Source organism: Citricoccus sp. K5, from assembly GCF_902506195.1.
Classification (GTDB): Bacteria; Actinomycetota; Actinomycetes; order Actinomycetales; family Micrococcaceae; genus Citricoccus.
Genome location: NZ_LR732817.1, coordinates 2,237,348 through 2,257,083, shown reverse-complemented (window position 1 = coordinate 2,257,083; position 19,736 = coordinate 2,237,348). Strand labels below are relative to the sequence as shown.

Below are 19,736 nucleotides of genomic sequence, written 5' to 3'. Positions count from 1 at the left end.
TTCGGGGATTCTGGGCTGTTCACAGCGGGATCGCCCCCGTCAGGATCGCCACGGCCGTCATGACGAGGGTGGTGCCGAAGGCCCAGCCGAACAGGAACTTCTGGTGCTCACCCAATTGGACCGAGGTCAGGCCGATCAGGATGAAGGTGGCCGCGGTCAGCGGGCTCAGCGGGAAGCCGGTGGTCATCTGCCCCATGATGGCGGCGCGGCCGATCGCGGACGGATCCCCGCCGGAAGCCGCGTAGGTCTCAGCCAGCACCGGCAGGACGCCGAAGTAGTAGGCATCCGGGGTGAACATCAGGGACATCGGCATGCTGGTCAGCGCGGTCAGCAACGGCAGCAGGTTGGCCAGTCCGGTGGGGATTACGCCCACCAGCGAGTCGGCCATGGCCGTGATCATCCCGGTCCCGCCCAGCACGCCGGTGAAGATGCCCGCGGCGAAGATCATGGAGATCACCAGCAGCACGGCCTTGCCGTGGTCCTCCAGCAGACGCTGCTGGTCCGCCCACCGCGGCCGGTTGTAGGTCAGCGCGATGACGAATCCGAGGATGAACAGCACGTGCAGGGGCAGGACGTGGGCCACCAGTGCGGCGAGCAGGGCGACGGTCAGGACGAGGTTGGCGACCATCCGCCAGCGGGGCGTCGCGCGGCGGGTGGCCGGGCCGCCGTCGTGCCCCAGATCAGCAGCGGCAGCCGAGCCGCCGCCGGAACCGGTCCCGGCACCTCCTCCGCCGGTGCCGCGCACCCCGGCGACCACGAGCTCCAGCTCCTCGGCGCTCAGGCTGGCCACCCCGATGCGGCGGCGCTCGCGCAGGCCCAGGTACCAGGCCACGGCGAGGATCCAGATGATGCCGGCGATCAGGGAGGGGATCACCGGGATGAAGATCTCGTCGATGCCGACGTCGAGCACGGCCATGGCGCGGGCGGTGGGGCCGCCCCACGGCAGGATGTTCATGACGCCGGCGGACAGGCCCACCACCCCGGCCAGTACCAGTGGCCGCATGCCGAGGCGCTGGTAGAGCGGCAGCATGGCGGAGACGGTGATGAGGAAGGTGGTGGCGCCGTCGCCGTCGAGGGCCACCAGCATGGTGAGGACGGCGGTGCCGACGGTGATGCGGGCCGGGTCGCCCTTCACCCAGCGCAGGATCCTGCGGATGGCCGGGTCGAAGAGCCCCTCGTCCATCATCAGGCTGAAGTACAGGATGGCGAAGGTGATCATGACCGCCACGGGGGTCACCTGGAGGATGCCTTCGGTGGAGAGTTCCCCGAGCTGGGGGCCGAAGCCGCCGATCAGGGCCGCCACCACGGGCACGGCGATCAGCCCGATGAGGACCGAGACGCGGTTGGTCATGGTCAGCACGAGGAACACCACGATGGTGGCGAAGCCCAGAATCGTCAGCATGGGGATCTCCTTGAGGTCATGCCTTCGAGTGTGATGCCGCACACATGTGCAGCACAAACATCAAAAGAGCATCAACTCATGCGTTGCGCTCATCACTGCACGCGGGGAGAGTGAAGGCGTGAACCTCACCGTCCAGCAATTGCGCGCCGTGGTCGTGGTGGCCCGGGAGCGGTCCTTCTCCCAGGCCGGCCGGGTGCTGCACCTGTCCCAATCCGCCCTCAGCCGCACCGTGGCGGAGGTGGAGGCGCGCGTCCGCGGACAGCTGTTCGACCGCAGCACTCGCCACGTGGCCCTCACCCCGTTGGGTACGGAGGTCGTGCGGATCGCGGAGTCCCTGGTGGAGGCCTACGAGACCGGCATGCGCCACATCGAGGGGTACCAGAGCGGCAGCCGGGGAACCGTCCGGATCGGCGCCCTGCCCACAGCCGCCGCCACCCTGCTGCCGCCGGTGGTCGCCGCCTTCCGGCAGGCCCATCCGGACTGCGAGGTGACCGTGCACGACGGTCTGCATGCCCAGGTGGAGGAGATGGTCCTGAAGGGGGAGGTGGACCTGGGACTCACGGCCGCCGGGCCGGAGGGCACGGAACGCGAGGCATGCCATCCGCTGACCTTCACGCCGTTGGTCCGGGACGCCTTCCGGTGCCTGTGCCCGCCCGGGCATCCGTTCGCGGACCGGGAGTCACTGGAGTGGGAGGAGCTGAGGGAGGAGCCGTTCATCCGGTTCGACACGTCCAGCAGCATCCGCGCCCACCTGGACGCGGCCTTCGGCGAGGTGCCCCACGTGGTGGTGGACGCCCGGAACGTGGCGGCCGTGGGCGGCATGATCGCCGCCGGCCTGGGCATCAGCGTGGTGCCGTCCCTGGTGGTCCCGCTGGTGGGCTTCGCAGGGATCGTGGACGTGGCGGTGACCTCCCCGGCGGTCAAGCGGACCCTCGGCATCCTGGCGCACCGCGAGCGGCCGGTCTCGTCCGCGCTGCGGGCCTTCCGGGCCATGCTCGATGAGGCGCCCTCCGGCGACCTGCCTCTGCCGCAGGGTGTGGAGTGGGTGGAGTGACTAGTGCACGACGGCGGCATCGGCCCTGGTGCGTGACGCCAGGTACCGCGCGGGGAGCGGCTACTTCAGCTCGACGAAGAGCACGTGCGTGTCCGTGGTCCCCACATTGTGGCCCACGTGGTTCTGGGCCGGCAGCCACTGCAACTGGTGCGCCGCGAGCTCCACGGGACGAATGGTTCCGGCCACGGTGATCTCCCGCCGGAAGTCGCTCAGCGTGACCATCAGGCTGTCCCCGTGGTGGTGTTCGTGGGTCCGAGTTCCCGGGGTGTCTCGGTACTCGAGAACCCGCACTCTCTCGTTCTCGAAGATGATGGCGTAGAGGTCACCGTCGGTCTCGGTGGGATTCTGGCTCATGGCTCTCCCCGTGGGGTTCTGACGTGGTGGCAGAACCGTACGCCCGGCACCAGGTGCAGGCAATGACTCCGCAGCGGGCAGCCCCGGAAGCCTGGGTGGAACTCTGCGCGCGGGACGCCGCGTGGGGGAACGGCGAGGGTGACCTCACCGAGGTCACCACGGCCCGGCGCTCGCACCCACGACGACGGCCTCCGCCCCGGTGGGCGACGTCGGCTTCCGCACGGCGGAGGACCACACCGCCCTCGCCGACCACTCGATCTACCACCTGGTCCAGAACCTGGCCGAATCGTCCCGGCAGCACGTCCGGAAGATCGTCGAGATCGCCTGCGACTATGGCGAGAAGCTGGACCCTGAGCCGAAGTCCGAGCTGGCGACTGCCCGGCGCCTGCGGGAGCGTGGCAGCGAACTACTGGGCCGCAAGGGCTTCCCGGAACTAGCACTGCTACACGACCTGCGGGAGATCTACACCAAGGCCTGCGGCGTCTCCGCTGACTGGGAGATGCTGGCGCATGCGGCCCAGGGCATCCAGCACCTGGACCTGTTGGCCGTGGTTCAACGCTGCCACCCAGACACGCTGCGGCAAATGAAGTGGGCCAACGCGGCCATCAAGGAGAACTCGACGCAGATTCTCGTCAGTTGAATGGCCCCACCCATCCCGCCATCCCGGCGAAACGTAGGGAATGGGTTAATTTGCAGTTGGTCAATGCGGGTAATGTTTGCGGAGCAAGTGGGTCGGTCTCATAGTGCCGCGCGACGTAGAAACGGATAGACAATGTCAACTGTCACGATTATTGGTCAAGGGTATGTCGGACTGCCCCTCGCGCAGGCTGCTGTACACGCCGGGTGGCAGGTCTACGGACTGGACGTGACTCAGACGCTGGTCGACGCTCTGAATTCAGGGACGTCGCATGTCGATGATCTCTCCGATGAAGATATCCGCTCGATGCTGGACAAGGGCTACCGCGCAACCACGGATCCGGCAGCCATCAGCGAGTCTGACGTCGTGGTTGTCTGCGTGCCGACGCCGCTGGCCGAGAGCGGTGGGCCCGACCTCACGGCCGTACGACAGGCATCATCCACGATCAGCGCGAACCTGAAGAGTGGGTCCACTGTCATCCTGGAGTCGACCACCTATCCGGGAACCACTGAAGACGTCGTCGTCCCATTGGTCGAGTCTCAGAATGACCTTAAAGCCGGCAGCGACTTCGCCATGGCCTTCTCTCCGGAACGGATCAACCCAGGCGACCAGAATTATGGGATCAAGAACACGCCCAAACTGGTCGGTGGTCTCACCGATCACTGCACCCAGTCGGCCGTCCGTTTCTACTCCAGCTTCGTCGACGAAGTGGTGCCGCTTTCTGGACCCAAGGAAGCTGAGACGGCCAAGCTCCTCGAGAACACTTTCCGGCATGTGAACATTGCTCTCGTCAATGAGATGGCGAAGTTCTGCCACGAGATGGGGATTGATATCTGGGAGGTTATCCGAGGTGCGGGCACGAAGCCCTTCGGATTCATGCCGTTTACCCCGGGCCCGGGCGTGGGCGGACACTGCATCCCGATCGATCCGAACTACCTGGCGTACCAAGTCAAGAGCGAACTTGGGTACCCATTCCGATTCGTCGAACTCGCGCAGGAAATCAACAACTCCATGCCCGAATACGTCGTCGATCGCGTGGCTCGCTTGCTGAACGATCAAGAGCGCTCGGTCAAGGGATCCAAGATCCTGTTGCTCGGCGTCACGTACAAGCCGGACATTGCCGACCAGCGCGAATCTCCGGCGGTGCCGGTGGCGGAACTCCTATTGGGCCGCGGCGCCCGAGTCAGTTTCCATGACCCGCACGTGACGACGTGGCGGCTGGAGAACCAGGACCTCACTGTCGTTCCGGATCTAGGTGTAGCGCTTGACGAAGCCGACGTGGTCGTGTTGCTCCAAGCTCATCGGTCCTACGATCTCCAGGGTATCCATTCCCGCGCCAAGGTCTTTTTCGACACCCGTGGCAAGAGCGAGGGCATCAAGCTCTAAACCGTTGTGTTCGGGACGGCTTACTCCAGCGGCGAGTGGGAGCGGTGCCCCGCGTTGCCGAGACCCTCGGCACCGTCGAAGCCGTCCAGCAGCGCTCGGAGGGCTTGCTGAGAGCTGATCGTCTCTCGCCAGCCGGTAGCCTCGCGCAGTTTGGTGGTGTCCATGATCGGCACGGTCTCGGCCATGTCCACCCAGCCCGGGTCCGTTGGCTGTAGCCGCGCCGCGTACGTCAGAGCGGCCAAGGCCTTGAACACGCCCACCGGCAACTCCAGGTACCGGCGTGAGCCGAGCAACTGGCCCATGGTCTGGGCATCCAGCACGGGCTCGGCGGCCACGTTGAAGGCGCCGCCGGCCCGTTGCCGGACCACCTGCCAGTAGGCCTCCGCCATGTCCGCCGCCGCGACGGCCTGGAACCGGATGCCAGCCGGGAACGGCAGCACCGGCAACCGACCCACAGCCAGCAGCCACGTCAGGAGCCGCGCCGGGACCAGATCCCCGATGAAGTAGTCCTTGATCTCCGGTGCCGGCACCGCCCCGAAGATCAGCCCCGGCCGCAGCCGAGTGACCAGCACGCCAGGGTTCTCCGCCTCAAACACGTCGAGCAGGGACTCCACCTCGGCCTTCTGAGCGCCGTAGTGGGACGTCGGAGTGCCGGTGGTGGGATGGGACTCGTCTACGGGAACGGTCTTGGAGCCCCTACCGTAGGCGCCGATCGAGGAGGCGTAGACCAGGTGCGGCACGCCGGCATGAGCCACCGCCTGGAACACCGTCCGATTGCCCTCCACATTGACCGCCCGCAGGAAGTTCCGGTCCCGGTTGGGGCGAATGACCCACACCAGGTCGACCACCGCGTCTGCGCCGCGCATGGCCGTCTCCAGCCTCGGGCCGGCGTCGGGATCCGTGACGTCGATCTTCAGCCACTCCACGCCCTCGAAGGGTGGGCCGGCACGGTCCGGGCCGCGCCGGGAGACGCCGACGATGGAGTCCACCTCACCGGCAGCCTTCGCGGCCTGGAGTCGGTGCAGCAGGGCGGTGCCCACGTTGCCGGTGGCGCCGAGGACCACGACGCGCATCAGCGCTCACCGTCCACTTCATGGGATCCGGCGTCCGCCGGGAACCTAGTGGTCGTTCCCTCCGTGCCACCTGTTGCGTTGGTGCTGAGCTCGGGCTTGAGGACCACCTTGATGCAGCCGTCCTCCTTCTTCTGGAACGTCTCGTACATCTCCGGGGCGCGGTCCAGTGGCACCTGATGGGTGGCCAGGTCGAGGGTGCCGAGCGGGTCGGAGGGGTCGTCCACCAGGGGCATGAGGTCGTCGATCCAGTGCTTCACGTTGCACTGGCCCATGTGCAGGGCGATCTGCTTGTCGAAGAGCGTGAGCATCGGCATCGGGTCCGCCATGCCGCCGTAGACGCCGGACAGGGAGATGGTCCCGCCGCGCCGTACGGCCTCGATGGCGGTCTGCAGGGCGTTGAGCCGGTCCGCCCCGGCGGTCTTCATGGCCAGCCGGCCGATGGCGTCCGGTAGAAGCCCGACGGCGGCATGGGCCACTCCCGCGATCGGCGATCCGTGCGCTTCCATCCCCACGGCGTCCAGCACCGCGTCCGGGCCGCGCCCGTCCGTGGCCAGGCGCAGGCGCTCGACCAGGTGCTCGTCCTGGTCCGCGGTCTCGATGCCATGACGTTCGGCCATGCCCCGGCGCTCGGCCACTGGGTCCACGCCGATCACCCGGTAGCCCAGGTGCTTGCCGATTCGGGCCGCGAACTGGCCGACCGGGCCCAGCCCCAGGACGGCGAGGGAGCCGCCCTCGGGAACCTGTGCGTACTGCACGCCCTGCCAGGCGGTAGGCAGGATGTCGGAGAGGTAGAGCCACTGCTCGTCCTGGCCGGTGTGGGGAACCTTGATGGGCCCGTAGTCCGCGTTGGGGACCCGCAGGTACTCGGCCTGGCCACCGGGGATGGAGCCGTAGAGTCGCGAGAAACCGAAGAGTGTGGTGCCCGAGTCCTGCTCGCGGACCTGGTTGGTCTCGCACTGGGACTGCAGTCCGCGCTGGCACATCCAGCAGTGCCCGCAGGAGATGTTGAAGGGGATGACCACGCGGTCTCCGGGGGAGAGGTTGGTCACCCCCGAGCCGACCTCCTCGACGATGCCCATGGGCTCGTGGCCGAGGACGTCGTTCTTGTCCATGAACGGGCCGAGGACCTCGTAGAGGTGCAGGTCGGAGCCGCAGATGGCCGAGGACGTGATGCGGATGATCGCGTCCGTGGGCGCCTGGATCACTGGGTCCGGGACGTTTTCGATGCTGACGTTGCGCTTGCCTTGCCAAGTGAGTGCCTTCATGGTCGTCACGCTATGGGCCAGGCAAGGGGCATGTGAAGGGGCGGCCGGTGACGAACGGCGAACTGACGAAAATACCGGTTTAGCTCGCGAGAGTTAGAAGGTAATGTGTCTACTTCCTGACTCAATGGCATGTTCTAGCAGAGCCTCGTAGTCTGCGCACACCTGCTCCCAGCTGTAATGAGACCGGGACCGGGCGAATGCCTTAGCTCCTAACTTCTCGCGGAGCTCCGGATCGTTGAGCACTCTGAGACAGGCCTCGGCGATGTCGCTTCCTTTGGGCCATACGAATAACGCGGCATCTTTCAACACTTCTCGGTTGTAGACCGTGTCGCGAGCAACCGTGGGCGTGGAGCAAGCCATTGCTTGGACCAGGGCGGGATTGGTACCTCCGACGCTGTGACCGTGGAAATACACGCCGGCGTTCTGCCACAACCCGTGCAGGTGTTCATCATTGCTGATGTGACCTAGCCAAGTCACCCGCGGTGAATCGTCCACCAGCTGTCGAATTTTGTCCTCAATTGGGTCGCTGTAACCAGCCGACCCCACGAGGATCACATCGTGAGTTTTGGCAATAGCCCGTGCGGCGTCGAGGAATGGACCTATGGTGTTCTCCGGAACGAACCGTGCAACAAGGAGAGCGTATTTCCCTGGCTGGCCTTCAGCGGGAATAGGGAGGTCTCCCGGCTCATCGCCTCCGTAGGGAATGAACTCCAGCTTTCGATGGGTCTTGTTCTCCCAGCGCCTTTTGATTTCCTTGGAGTCCGCAATGAGGTAGTTGGCGGTGATCGCCGAAGCGCGCGCTCCCTGTCGGAACAATTTGCGGGCGGTTTCGCCCCATTTGGCTCTCTCCCACTCGATGCCATCAACATTCAGAATCGTGGGCACGCCGCGGGCTTTGAGTAGTGGAAGAAAATAGCCGTTCGCTACATTCATGATGAGTGCAACATCAGGCTTCTTAAGAGCTGCATGGAAGGTTGATGTGAGCCCGTAGCTAAGTGTGCTCAACTGTTTGGTCTCGATGCCTCTTGTTAGGACAGACTTCACTCGCGAGTCCACCTGTGGGTCGTCGTGCTTCACGCCGTCAGGACGACTGTAGACGGTGACGTCCCAGCCATTCTCGGCAAGGTAAGGAGCCAGCTTCCGGACGGCAGTTTCGAAACCGCCGTAGTAGCTGGGGTATCCCCGGGTCCCGATGATGGCCACTGATTTGCTCAAGTGAAGATCCTTTGAGAGCGTGTGGCCTCGCCTTCAGCGGCGGCCACTGAAAAATGCATTGAAGACTTGGCAAGATTACCAAGCGGCGTGTCTATCAATGTCCCTGACACGATCATGTCGGGGACGGCAATGGTTGCTCCTATGCTGATCTTCCGGGCTGATCGTTTCGAGGACCGAGCAACACGGCTACGTATCGCTACGGATTGGCAGTCACCATTTCGCGATAACCTAGTGCCCATGTGCGGAATCGTCGGCTACATTGGCCAGCCCTCTTTGTTGGAACAGCATTCGTCCCTGGACGTGCTCATGGAAGGCCTCAAGCGCCTCGAATATCGCGGATATGATTCCGCCGGCATAGCCGTCGTGACTGACGGTGCCGTGGAGCACCGCAAGAAGGCCGGGAAGCTGGCCAACCTCACGTCGGAACTCGAATCCCGCCCCGTGCCAGTAGCCTCGGTGGGTATCGGTCACACCCGGTGGGCCACCCACGGCGGTCCCACGGACCTCAACGCCCATCCGCATCTGGCCGACAACGACCGGCTTTCCGTCATCCACAACGGCATCATCGAGAACTTCGCCGAACTTAAGAAGGAACTGCTTGCGAACGGCGTCACCTTCCGTTCGGAGACCGATACCGAGGTGGCCGCAGCTCTGCTTGGCCACATTTATCGACACGAGGGCGGGCAGGATCTGACGAAGTCCATGCAGTTGGTCAGCCAGCGCCTCGAGGGTGCCTTCACCCTGCTGGCCATCCACGCCGACCACCCGGATCGCGTGGTCGCTTCCCGCAAGAATTCTCCGTTGGTCGTCGGCCTGGGAGAGGGAGAGAACTTCCTCGGTTCAGACGTCTCCGGCTTCATCGACTTCACCCGCCGCGCGGTCGAACTCGAGCAAGATCAAGTGGTCACCATCACCGCCGACTCCGTCGAGATCACCGACTTCGTGGGCAATTCGGCCCAAGGCAAAGAATTCACCGTCGACTGGGATGCCTCGGCTGCCGAGAAGGGTGGCTTTGCCTCGTTCATGGAGAAGGAGATCCATGACCAGCCTGCCGCTGTGGCTGACACACTGTTGGGCCGCAGCGACGCTGATGGAAACCTGATCCTCGACGAACTCCGCATCGACGAGGACGAACTCAAGTCCATCCGGAAGATCATCGTCCTGGCCTGTGGCACGTCCTCGTATGCAGGAATGGTCGCCAAGTACGCCATCGAACGGTGGTGCCGTATCCCCGTGGAGGTGGAACTCTCCCATGAATTCCGGTACCGCGACCCGATTATCGACGCGAACACCCTGATCGTCTCCATCTCCCAGTCCGGCGAGACCATGGACACCCTGATGGCGGTGCGCTATGCGAAGGAGCAGGGCGCCCGCACGGTATCCATCTGTAACACCAACGGCTCCACGATCCCGCGTGAATCCGATGCCGTGCTGTACACCCACGCCGGTCCCGAGATCGCCGTGGCCTCCACCAAGGCCTTCCTGGCGCAGATCACGGCTGCTTACCTGCTGGGCCTTTACCTGGCCCAGTTGACCAAGAAGCTCTACCGCGAAGAGATCAAAGATATCCTGTCCGACCTCGCCGACATCCCGGCCAAGGTCCAGCAGATCCTGAACAACGCGGACAGCATCAAGGAACTCGCCCGCTCCATGGCTGAGGCTTCCTCTGTGCTGTTCCTGGGCCGCAACGTCGGTTACCCGGTGGCCCTTGAAGGTGCCCTGAAGCTCAAGGAGTTGGCCTACATCCATGCTGAGGGCTTCGCTGCTGGCGAGCTCAAGCACGGCCCGATTGCACTCATCGATGAAGGTCAGCCGGTCTTCGTGGTGGTGCCCTCGCCGATGGATCGCCACTCCCTGCACGCCAAAGTGGTCTCCAACATCCAAGAGGTCCGCGCCCGCGGCGCTAAGACCATCGTGGTGGCCGAAGCTGGCGATGAGACTGTCAGGGACTACGCGGAGCAAGTCTTCTACGTCCCGGAGACCCAGCCCATGCTCATGCCGCTGTTGACTACTGTCCCACTACAGATCTTCGCCTGTGAACTGGCTACGGCCAAAGGCTACGACGTGGACCAGCCGCGTAACCTGGCTAAGTCTGTGACAGTCGAGTAGCAACAGCTGTAGAGCATCATGCAACTTACTATCGAAGATTGCTTCGAAGCCTGGAAGGCCGGTCCGTGGAGCGAATGAACACTATCCTGATCGGGCACAACCTTCAGAGCAACGCAATTGGACGTCTACTCTGCATGGCCGACATTGCGGCACAGGTAGGTGAAGTTCGGGTCGGAGCGTTTGGCAACTTGCCACTCTGGCGTGGAGCTGCCCAGTTTCAACATCCGGTGCTGCCGCTGAGTACGGAGTGGAGGTCTCAGCTAGACACATGGATCGGCGAGACCCTGGACGATAGTCATGTTGTGCTCTGGATATCCAAGGGTCTCCGCCCACTTGACGAAGTGGCACACTATGTCTCAAAGCACTATCCGCACGTATCCGTGATTCTGGATATAGACGACGATGACATCGGTCTGGCACATTCGTTCGCGAACGCGACCTTAATCAATCGAATCAAATTGAACCCGCTTAGGCGAGGGAGTAGCCGGTCGATTGAACGCAGCATAAGTTCTATCTCACAAGTTGCCGACGCATATACCTTTTCCACAAATTCTTTACGTTGCGAACTCTATCCACATCTGAGTCCGTTCAAAGTAATCCCACATGCTCGACCTCCGCGTGTGACGATCTCGGATGAGAAAGAGCCTATAGTAAGAAGCTTTGGCTTTTTTGGGACAATACGACCCCATAAGGGCGGCGATATGTTGCTCTCATTCATGAGGGCGAACAAGAATTGGACTATGGTCACTTTCCAGGGATGCGGCCTGGGTCAACCTAGAGATACCGACAGTAATTGGAGGGAAATTCCACCTAATACTCCTTTGATGGAGGCGTATGGATGCGTTGAAGTGTCGCTACTTCCAATGGACCTTTCCGACCGCGCAAGCCGTGTGCAACTCCCGGCCAAACTCATTGACGCTATGAGGGCAGGCAAACCGATTCTCGCCAGTCCAACCCCGGCCATATCCGAAATTGGTCAGGATGCTGTCATCTTCCTTTCGGAAACGGGGAACGACGTCGAACTTGTGGACGCGATGGAAACGGCCAGGAAATCATCGGTCAACGCCCGAGCGCTAGAACTATTCGATCAAAGCCTGAGTACTCCGCGTGTTGCGGAGAAGTTTTCGGCCCTGGTACGAAGTGTCATTGGGTCGTGATTTCTCCTCACCTCTTCCAGCGGGTATTGCATCCGGCTGTTTTGTCGCAGGCTATGAGCTTGCTGCTTTCGTTAGCGCTGATTGCCGCCCTTACAAGGCTCCTTCCTGCTTCCGGATATGCGGCCTACTCTGCATTTGCAGCAGTCTGGGCCATCGGGAATGCCATCGTCGGGACGGGGCTCGGCACTAGTGTCGCGCGAGATGTGGCTCGTGGTTCTAATCGTATATCGCTAAAGATTAGCGACCTAATCACTATATTTACCGCTTCTCTGGGCGTCTGCTTCTATTCCATATTAGCTGGACATCCAATTGTTATTTCTATACTGGGCGGCCTGAATATGGTAGGATTTATTGCTTTAGAAGTAGTGCTATCCGCTCTTCTGGGGCAGAAAAGACTCTGGCTCTACTTCGCCTGCCTCGTAGTTCGCCTGGGTATTCCCGTGGCTTTAGTACTGACTGCATCAATGGCTGTGGACGTTGACTTGACGACCGCTCTTTTTGCTGTGTTCATTGGAAACTGTTTCGTTTTTGTTCTGCGTGTCAGGAACGTGCGGATTGTAAGGAGTCGGGTCTCATCCTCCTACGGTGTTCAGGTCGGGATAATCAATTTCTGCCTCTGGTTTATTGCAGGATTCGACAAGATCTTTTTCGAGCAGGCTATCGAGCCGGTCGCTGCCGCCGGCTATGCGCTCGTATATGGATTGCTCGATAAGGGCTTCAGAAGTCTGTCCAATATCGTTATCACCGGCAAGCTCGGTGACGCGCTCGGCGGTAAGGGGACTCGACTTGGCTTTAAGTTCTATGTTGCTACATTTGTCATGGCCGTTTGTTCGGTACCACTGGCGCTCCTCTTTGCAAATGTGATTTCCGCTGGCAGATACTCTTTAGATGTCGGCGCTATTTGCATGATCGCCCTGGGCCTTATGTGCATGACTTGGGCGACGCCAAGTTATCTAGAACTTTTGAGCAGGGACCGTCTAACGTTGACATCCATACTCGCGTTGAGCATTGCGGCAGTCAATGGCGTCCTTGTTGCGGGCTTAGCTCCTGAGATTGGATACTTCGCGGGTGCACTTGGTAGTGCCCTCTGCTACTTGCTCTGGTTTCTTTGGTGTCGCTACGAGACTAAGAGGCTGGCGGCAGGGTACGGAAGTTGATTCCCGCAGTTGGCTCATCGTTAAACCCAGTCGTCTGCCGCGTTCGTAGAGAGATGCACCTATATGACGGGCGGTCAGCGAGATCCTGAGGTACTTGGTTGGTTTGTTTGCCGTCGCGTGTGATGGGCGAGAATGTAGACATGAAGTTTGATTCGAAGAAAAACTGGCTCGAATTCATAGAATGAAGATGGTGTCAACCCCGTGTACCTAGACCAAATCGCCGCTTATCCCATGCATGGATACCACAAATGGCTGACCGAAGGATATCGAACCAGAGACGCTCATCTGGTGGAGTGGTTCACTAAGTTGCGTCCGAGCACAACCATAGACGTCTATTCACGTCCGGACCCATGGCCGCTTCGCGAGTTGACATTGGCAAAATCTCGGAGTCGCCGCATGGGCACGCTGGCTGGCACTGTGGACGTTTCCAAGTCTGTGCTGCGAATCCCGCCGATGCGTGACAAGAAGAAGTGGTGGGTTGACTCAGTCAAGCTCTTCGATCCGGTGGCGACAGATACCCCAACTGTCGTATGGAATCCGATGCTTGGGCTTCGGTCTGACATTCATCGTATGAACGCCAATTTGCACTTCGACCTGCTGGACGACTGGTTGGTCCACGCTGCATTTCGGTCGATTCGACCAGAAATTTTAAGGTCCTACGGGCGCCTATTCGAAGTAGCGAGTAGCGTGTCGGCAAATTCCGAAGGTACGTTGGACCTCGCCCGTCGGTTTGGTAGGACGGACGCAGTACTTATTCCTAACGGCTGCGACCCGGAGAGATTCTCCGTAGAGTCAACTGCCAATGGACCGATCACCGTTGGTTACATTGGGAAAATGGGCCGTCGACTCGATGCTCAACTTATCGAAGCCGTAGTTGCTGCCTTCCCTGATTGGAAGTTTGTATTCGCTGGTCCGGTTTTGGAAAAGGGTTACATAGAAGGCGTAGCAGCTCGAGACAATGTCGAACTGCTCGGTGACGTTCCATATAGCTCCATTCCGCAACTACTCACGTCGTTCGACATCGGTTGGGTTCCTCACGACGTGGACCATGGCCAAGTGGGAGGCGACGCCATCAAAATCTATGAATACCGCGCAAGCGGACTGCCGGTGGTGACCACCCCGATCATTGGAACGGTTGAACGCCCTATGAAGGGCGTCCGTGTGATCTCGTCGGCGGACCAGGTGGAGTCATTTAGGTCGCTATCTGAGAATTGCGACCGTATCGCAAGGGAGCCCATGATGATCCCTGCAGACCTGACATGGAAGCAGAAGGCGATCACTATTCTGGATCTGATGTTGTCAAGTTGAAGGGTCTTGGATGTTTCTGGCCGTAACGGGTGGATGAGGCGGTGATGGTGAGCATGGTGGCGTAGCTGAAGGCCCGCCACCAACATGCTAGGGCGACAGGTACGGTCGACTTGGAGATTGGCCTTAGCTTGTTGTTTAACCCCTAATGTGACTTTCCGACCGGCTGGATCGGTGCTTTCTTGCGGTTTCTGCGGTCCTTTGGCCGTCCCGGGCCGGGGCGTGAGCGTTTCGGCGGACTGGCGGGACGGGCCAGGGTCCGGTGGATGTGGCGATAGCCTGCCCGCACCCGTGCGGGCGTGAGCCGCGTCGGGGCCAGTGGTCTCTGCCAGGGCAGCCGGTGGTCGGCGACCAGTGGCCTGGCGAGTCTGAGCTGGGTGTGGGCGGCCACGATGAGCCAGGTCCACCGGTCGGCCGCTTCCGGGTCACGGAGATGGGGCCGTGCCCAGCCCAGGGACTGCTTGAGGAAGCGGAAGGTGTGCTCCAGGTCGAATCGGCGGATGAACATCGACCACCAGTGATCGAGTTCGGCACCGCTGTCCGGGACCGGCTTCGACACCCACAGCCACACCGGTTTCGGATCACGATTACCGGGCAGGCGCTCCACTCGCAGGCCCACGACGGTGCCGGCGATGATGGGCAGCGGCCCGACATGGTCTTTCCATCCGCCTCGGGACTCGAGCCTGGGGTGCATCCGTGCGAACGCAGTCGTCTCGGCACGCCCGTACCTGGCAGTGTTGTTGTCGGTGGCGACCGTGGGACCGGGGTGGGTGACCGTATCGGCCAGCACCAGTCTGGCTCCGTGCCTGGGCGCCCGGCCCTTCGTGGGGCCCTGGCGTGCCCCGGCCGGGGCGTGGAACACCCGGTCCGAGCGGAGCCTGCCGACCAGCGTGACCGGCAGGTCCCCGAGGAGGAAGGCCAGGCGGACCACGTCGTAGCCGGCATCCATGACCACCAGGATGTTCGGGTCCCCGAACCGGTAGTGCCCGGACTTCGTGAGTTCGTCGACGACGGTGCGAAGTTGGGCGGCCGTCACGGCTGTCGCGTCGTCGTCGGGATGCAGGCGGGCCGCGTCCAGCACGGCCGTCCAGGACGAGGCTCCGGCTTCGAGGGCGGCGACGAAGGAGTAGGGCCAGCCCGGGATCATCTGCGCCTGCCCGCGGCCGCGGGCGTAGGTGTGGCAGAACGACCGGGCCGGGCTGGTGCCCGCATCGGGCCGCAGCCAGTTCGACACGTCCACGGCCAGCACCATTCGCTCCCGCCCATCGGGGCCGATGACCTTCGGCAGCGGCCCGGCACAGACCAGGGAGCGCAGCCGGCCGGAATCGACCATCCCGGCGTTGAGCCCGTCATACAGGGCACCGTGGCCCCGCCGGTGTTCTGCCTCCAGGGAGAGCCGGGCCAGATCGGTGACCTTCGACGGTGCGCACGACACCGCGTCGGTCAGCTCGAACAGCGCATCCCCTCGACGGCACAGGCACGAGTACAGGCCGGTGCGGAACCGGTCCAGACACCCCGCCCCGTCCCGGGGTAGCGGAGAAAGTGTCAGGTCGTCGATAATCATGACGCAGCCGCCGTTTCGATCGCCTCTTGGTCTGGTAACCAGAAGCATCAAAGACGGCGGCTGCACTGCGCCCATCGACACGCCGAGGAAGTCAACAACCGGCGAGTCACAGGTTAAACAACAAGCTTAGAGATTGCGTGGTTAGGGGCTCATTGCCACTGGTACTGCTTGGCAGCGCGGTCGTCCCACCGGAACCGGTCCATGATTCTTGAGCAGCCGACGTAGCACGATGATGGCTGTCAAGGGACACCGGGACCTCCCCGTGGGCGGACATTGGATCTCCCTGTCGGCGGACACGTTATCTCCCTGTCTGCGGTCAGTTGATCTCCCTGTCGGTTTAGATCAGGGGTTTGACTCCGCGCCCTGTGGTGGCCTCGGCGTGGCGTAGCGAGGCGCCCTCGGTGACGATGACATGAGCGTGGTGCAGGAGCCGGTCCACGGCCGCGGTGGCCAGGGTGGTCGGCATGAAGGAGTCAAAGCCAGAGGGGTGGATATTGGAAGTCACCGCAAGGCTGCGGCGTTCGTAGGTGGCATCCACGAGTCGGTAGAACGCCTCAGCTGCGGCCTGCCCGGTAGGCAGCATGCCGATGTCATCCACGACGACGAGTTCGGCGCGGGTGATCCTGGCCAGGACCTTGCTGGTGGAGCCGTCGACGGCGGCCCGGTTGATCGCGGTGGTGAGGGATTCCAGGGTGAACCAGGAGACGCGCATGCCGGCGTCGATGACCCGGTGGGCCAGGGCCTCGACGAAGTGGGTCTTGCCGGTGCCGGAGGGCCCGGTGATGGTCAGGTTCTCGCCGCGGTGGATCCATTCCAGGGTGGCCAGGGCGGACTGGGTGGGGGCGGGGATCGAGGAATCGGCCTCGCGCCAGGAGTCGAAGGTCTTGCCGGCAGGTAGCCCGGCGGCTTTGCGACGAGCGGCCCGGGTGGCCTCGTCCCGGCCTCGAATCTCTTCGGTGAGCAGCACGCGCAGCACCTCGGTGGGGTCCCACCGCTGGGCCTTGGCGGTGGCCAATACCTCCGGGGCCACGGCCTGAATATTCGGAGTACTGAGGTCCACTCGTATTGGGGTTGGGAGCCGGTGGCCGGTTGACGCATTTGCTGTCTTCGGAGCCACCGTTATTGTCGTTCGGAGCCACCTGCTTAGGCTCCTTCCGCCGGNGGCTGGACGGTGTAGGTGAGGTTGATGCCGAAGCGGGAACCGTCGCCGAGCAGGCGGTGGAAGGCGCCGGCGTCGTGGCCGGTGGTGATGATCAGGATGTCCTGGATGCCGGCCAGGATGAGGGTGGACAGCGGGTAGTAGATCATCGGTTTGTCATAGACCGGGACCAGTTGTTTGCTCACACCCAGGGTGATCGGGTGCAGCCGGGAGCCGGTGCCCCCGGCCAGAATGATGCCCTTCATCGACAACTCCGTTCGCGCTTACGCTGAATCTGCCAGGCAGCGAGCGTGCCACCGGTTTTACATAACGACTTTAGCGCCTTACTGGATCCGAATTCGTCGGATGCAGGCGGGTTGCGGCAGTTGATCCGTGACTCGCTGCAGATGCAAGGGTGTTATCCAGTTATGGTTGAGAAGTGAGCAACCTTCTCGTCACCGGCGGTGCCGGATTCATCGGATCCAACTTTGTCCATTACGTCATTCGCGAAACAGATCTAAACGTCACGGTGCTGGACAAGCTGACTTACGCCGGTAATCGGGCCACCTTGGCAAGTCTGCCGGAGGACCGCCTGTCCTTCGTGCAGGGGGACATCGCAGACGCAACCCTGGTGGACGGGTTGGTGCGAGACGCGGACGTGGTGGTGCACTACGCAGCCGAATCCCACAATGACAACTCGCTCCACGACCCGCGGCCCTTCGTGGACACCAACATCCTTGGCACCTACACCCTCATCGAGGCCGCCCGCCGACACGACGTTCGGTTTCACCACATCTCCACGGACGAGGTCTACGGGGACCTGGAGCTGGACGCCCCGGAGCGGTTCACCGAGACCACTCCCTACAACCCGTCCAGCCCGTACTCCTCCACCAAGGCCGGCTCCGACCTGCTCGTGCGGGCCTGGGTGCGCTCATTCGGGCTGCGGGCCACCATCTCTAATTGCTCCAACAACTACGGCCCCTATCAGCACGTGGAGAAGTTCATCCCGCGCCAGATCACCAACGTGATCGATGGCGTCCGTCCCCGGTTGTACGGGGAAGGGCTCAACGTCCGTGACTGGATCCACGCCAACGATCATTCTTCGGCCGTCCTGACGATCCTCGAGCGGGGCGCCGTGGGGGAGACGTACCTCATTGGGGCAGATGGCGAGCAAAACAACAAGGCCGTGATTGAATCCATCCTCGAGATCATGGGCGAACCTACCGGGGCCTACGACCATGTGATCGACCGCTCCGGACATGACTTGCGCTATGCGATCGACTCCACCAAGCTGCGCACCGCGCTGGGCTGGACTCCGCAGTATTCGGACTTCCGAGCGGGTCTAGAGGCCACGGTGAAGTGGTACCGCGAAAACGAAGCGTGGTGGAGGCCTCAAAAGGCGGCCACCGAAGCAAAGTACCAGACGACCGGGCAGTGAGCAGGAGCATGAACTACGGGAAACTCCTCAACGCGCAGACAACCACCATCCCCGGGCTCACCATTTTCGACCTGTCCGTGCACGGGGACAACCGCGGCTGGTTCAAGGAGAACTGGCAGCGGCAGAAGATGACCGAGCTCGGCCTGCCGGACTTTGGGCCGGTACAGAACAACATCTCCTTTAACGCCAGCCGAGGCACCACTCGGGGCATACACGCCGAACCCTGGGACAAGTACATCTCCGTGGCCACAGGATCCGTCTTCGGCGCTTGGGTGGACCTGCGCCAGGGCAGCACCTTCGGCCGGGTGTTCACCGCCGTGATCGACCCGTCCACGGCGATCTTCGTGCCCCGGGGGGTCGGCAACGCCTTCCAGTCCCTCGAGGACAACACTGCTTACACCTACTTGGTCAACGACCACTGGTCCGCCGAGGCCCAGGCGCAGTACACCTTCCTCAACCTCGCCGACCCCACGGCGGCCATCGACTGGCCCATCACCTTGGACGAGGCCGAACTCTCGGACAAGGACCGCGCCCACCCGCCCCTGGCCGAGGTGGTGCCCATGGCTCCGTCGACCACGCTGGTGCTGGGGGCCACCGGCCAGCTCGGCCGGGAGCTGGTCCGCCAGCTGGCTGACCGTCCCGGCGTGGAGTTTCTGGGACGGGACCGGTTCGACCTGGCCGACCCGGCCGCCGTCGGGAGCATCGACTGGCGCCGCGTGGGCACCGTGGTGAATGCCGCCGCCTATACCGCGGTGGACGAGGCCGAGGGCGGGGGCCAGGCCGCATGGGCGGCCAACGCCGAGGGCGTGGCGCGGCTAGCCCAGGCCTGCGCGCAGCACCAGGTGACGCTCATCCACATCTCCACGGATTACGTGTTCGACGGCACCAAGGATGGCGCCTACACCGAGTCCGACCCGCTGCGACCGGTCAACGCCTACGGGACCTCGAAGGCGGCGGGGGACCTGGCCGTCGGCGTGGTGCCGCGCCATTACCTGCTGCGGACCTCGTGGGTGATAGGGGACGGGAAGAACTTCGTGCGCACCATGCAGTCACTGGCGGAGCGCGGGAGCGCCCCGTCCGTGGTCTCCGACCAGGTCGGCCGATTGACCTTCACCCGGGACCTGGCCGAGGCCATCATTCACCTCCGCAACGGCAACGCTCCCTATGGGACGTACAACGTGACGAACGGCGGGGAGCCGGGGAGTTGGGCGGAGGTCGCCCGGCGCGTCTACACGCACGCTGGCCGCCCTTCGCTGGACGTCACCGAGGTGACCACGGAACAGTACTTTGCTGGGAAGTCCGTGGCGCGGCGGCCGCTGAACTCGGTGCTGGACCTGTCCAAGCTCGAGGCCTCCGGATTCACGCCGCGGGACCAGTGGGAGGCCCTCGAGGAGTACCTCGCGGCCTCACAGGCGTAGACTCGGATCACACCGGCATCTGGGCTCCATCACCATAGACTGTTCTTCGGAATCCGCTTCCATC

General features: G+C 62.8%; 16 protein-coding genes. 8 read left to right on the top strand and 8 right to left on the bottom strand.

The window, feature by feature from the left end:
* Positions 1-19: 19 nt before the first annotated feature.
* On the bottom strand, positions 20-1,402 hold the full coding sequence (locus BOSE125_RS10035) for a CitMHS family transporter (RefSeq protein WP_159552220.1): 1,383 nt from the start codon (positions 1,400-1,402) through the stop codon (positions 20-22).
* Between the two features lie 118 nt (positions 1,403-1,520).
* Here BOSE125_RS10035 and BOSE125_RS10030 point away from each other — a divergent pair, with 118 nt between their 5' ends.
* Positions 1,521-2,456 (top strand): LysR family transcriptional regulator, encoded by a 936-nt coding sequence (locus BOSE125_RS10030; RefSeq protein ID WP_159552218.1) that lies wholly within the window; start codon positions 1,521-1,523, stop codon positions 2,454-2,456.
* A 60-nt stretch (positions 2,457-2,516) separates the two neighbouring features.
* Here BOSE125_RS10030 and BOSE125_RS10025 read toward each other — a convergent pair whose 3' ends face one another.
* Entirely contained in the window at positions 2,517-2,810 is a 294-nt protein-coding gene (locus BOSE125_RS10025; RefSeq protein ID WP_159552216.1) for a cytoplasmic protein, read from the bottom strand.
* A gap of 199 nt (positions 2,811-3,009) precedes the next feature.
* Between BOSE125_RS10025 and BOSE125_RS10020 the strand changes: the two genes are divergently transcribed.
* Both BOSE125_RS10020 and BOSE125_RS10015 read left to right on the top strand, forming a co-directional pair.
* Positions 3,010-3,450: a hypothetical protein gene (locus BOSE125_RS10020; RefSeq protein ID WP_159552214.1), complete on the top strand. Its 441-nt coding sequence runs from the start codon at positions 3,010-3,012 to the stop codon at positions 3,448-3,450.
* 132 nt (positions 3,451-3,582) lie between these two features.
* Positions 3,583-4,833 carry a nucleotide sugar dehydrogenase gene (locus BOSE125_RS10015; protein WP_159552212.1) on the top strand — a complete coding sequence of 417 codons (1,251 nt, stop codon included), beginning with the start codon at positions 3,583-3,585 and terminating at the stop codon, positions 4,831-4,833.
* A gap of 20 nt (positions 4,834-4,853) precedes the next feature.
* Here the strand turns inward: BOSE125_RS10015 and BOSE125_RS10010 are convergent, their stop codons facing one another.
* From BOSE125_RS10010 to BOSE125_RS10000, 3 genes are all read right to left on the bottom strand, one after another.
* Complete coding sequence (locus BOSE125_RS10010; RefSeq protein ID WP_159552210.1) at positions 4,854-5,906, bottom strand: NAD-dependent epimerase/dehydratase family protein; 1,053 nt, start codon at positions 5,904-5,906, stop codon at positions 4,854-4,856.
* The gene (locus BOSE125_RS10005) at positions 5,906-7,171 is read right to left on the bottom strand and encodes a zinc-dependent alcohol dehydrogenase (protein ID WP_159552208.1); all 1,266 of its coding nucleotides are present in this window, start codon (positions 7,169-7,171) and stop codon (positions 5,906-5,908) included. Before BOSE125_RS10005 ends, BOSE125_RS10010 begins: the two co-directional genes overlap by 1 nt.
* 93 nt (positions 7,172-7,264) lie before the next feature.
* A complete protein-coding gene (locus BOSE125_RS10000) occupies positions 7,265-8,386 on the bottom strand; it encodes a glycosyltransferase (protein WP_159552206.1) in 1,122 nt (373 codons plus the stop codon).
* A 237-nt stretch (positions 8,387-8,623) separates the two neighbouring features.
* On the opposite strand from BOSE125_RS10000, the gene glmS reads away from it, so the two are divergent.
* The 3 genes from glmS (at position 8,624) to BOSE125_RS09985 (ending at position 14,117) form a co-directional block, all read left to right on the top strand.
* Positions 8,624-10,495: a glutamine--fructose-6-phosphate transaminase (isomerizing) gene (glmS, locus tag BOSE125_RS09995; RefSeq protein ID WP_159552204.1), complete on the top strand. Its 1,872-nt coding sequence runs from the start codon at positions 8,624-8,626 to the stop codon at positions 10,493-10,495.
* A gap of 1,216 nt (positions 10,496-11,711) precedes the next feature.
* Entirely contained in the window at positions 11,712-12,809 is a 1,098-nt protein-coding gene (locus tag BOSE125_RS09990) for a hypothetical protein (protein WP_159552202.1), read from the top strand.
* Positions 12,810-13,205: 396 nt separating this feature from the next.
* Positions 13,206-14,117 carry a glycosyltransferase gene (locus BOSE125_RS09985; protein WP_159552200.1) on the top strand — a complete coding sequence of 304 codons (912 nt, stop codon included), beginning with the start codon at positions 13,206-13,208 and terminating at the stop codon, positions 14,115-14,117.
* A gap of 142 nt (positions 14,118-14,259) precedes the next feature.
* Here BOSE125_RS09985 and BOSE125_RS09980 read toward each other — a convergent pair whose 3' ends face one another.
* The 3 genes from BOSE125_RS09980 to BOSE125_RS09970 all read right to left on the bottom strand — a co-directional run.
* Positions 14,260-15,678 carry an NF041680 family putative transposase gene (locus BOSE125_RS09980; RefSeq protein ID WP_159552198.1) on the bottom strand — a complete coding sequence of 473 codons (1,419 nt, stop codon included), beginning with the start codon at positions 15,676-15,678 and terminating at the stop codon, positions 14,260-14,262.
* Between the two features lie 337 nt (positions 15,679-16,015).
* Positions 16,016-16,738 (bottom strand): IS21-like element helper ATPase IstB, encoded by a 723-nt coding sequence (gene istB, locus BOSE125_RS09975; protein ID WP_305764257.1) that lies wholly within the window; start codon positions 16,736-16,738, stop codon positions 16,016-16,018.
* A gap of 102 nt (positions 16,739-16,840) precedes the next feature.
* The coding region (locus tag BOSE125_RS09970; protein ID WP_236557914.1) for a sugar phosphate nucleotidyltransferase at positions 16,841-17,082 on the bottom strand (242 nt) is incomplete at its 3' end.
* 173 nt (positions 17,083-17,255) lie between these two features.
* Between BOSE125_RS09970 and rfbB the strand changes: the two genes are divergently transcribed.
* Together rfbB and rfbD are read left to right on the top strand one after the other, a co-directional pair.
* Entirely contained in the window at positions 17,256-18,254 is a 999-nt protein-coding gene (rfbB, locus tag BOSE125_RS09965; RefSeq protein WP_159552196.1) for a dTDP-glucose 4,6-dehydratase, read from the top strand.
* 8 nt (positions 18,255-18,262) lie between these two features.
* Positions 18,263-19,672, top strand: coding sequence for a dTDP-4-dehydrorhamnose reductase (rfbD, locus tag BOSE125_RS09960; RefSeq protein ID WP_159552194.1), 1,410 nt, complete (start codon positions 18,263-18,265; stop codon positions 19,670-19,672).
* The last annotated feature ends 64 nt before the right edge of the window (positions 19,673-19,736 follow it).

Excerpts from the sequence above, each read along its gene's own strand:
- BOSE125_RS10035 (WP_159552220.1), bottom strand. The coding sequence starts at position 1,402 with ATGCTGACGATTCTGGGCTTCGCCACCATCGTGGTGTTCCTCGTGCTG.
- BOSE125_RS10025 (WP_159552216.1), bottom strand. The coding sequence starts at position 2,810 with ATGAGCCAGAATCCCACCGAGACCGACGGTGACCTCTACGCCATCATC.
- BOSE125_RS10015 (WP_159552212.1), top strand. The coding sequence starts at position 3,583 with ATGTCAACTGTCACGATTATTGGTCAAGGGTATGTCGGACTGCCCCTC.
- BOSE125_RS10010 (WP_159552210.1), bottom strand. The coding sequence starts at position 5,906 with ATGCGCGTCGTGGTCCTCGGCGCCACCGGCAACGTGGGCACCGCCCTG.
- BOSE125_RS10005 (WP_159552208.1), bottom strand. The coding sequence starts at position 7,171 with ATGAAGGCACTCACTTGGCAAGGCAAGCGCAACGTCAGCATCGAAAAC.
- glmS (WP_159552204.1), top strand. The coding sequence starts at position 8,624 with ATGTGCGGAATCGTCGGCTACATTGGCCAGCCCTCTTTGTTGGAACAG.
- BOSE125_RS09985 (WP_159552200.1), top strand. The coding sequence starts at position 13,206 with ATGGGCACGCTGGCTGGCACTGTGGACGTTTCCAAGTCTGTGCTGCGA.
- BOSE125_RS09980 (WP_159552198.1), bottom strand. The coding sequence starts at position 15,678 with ATGATTATCGACGACCTGACACTTTCTCCGCTACCCCGGGACGGGGCG.
- rfbD (WP_159552194.1), top strand. The coding sequence starts at position 18,263 with ATGAACTACGGGAAACTCCTCAACGCGCAGACAACCACCATCCCCGGG.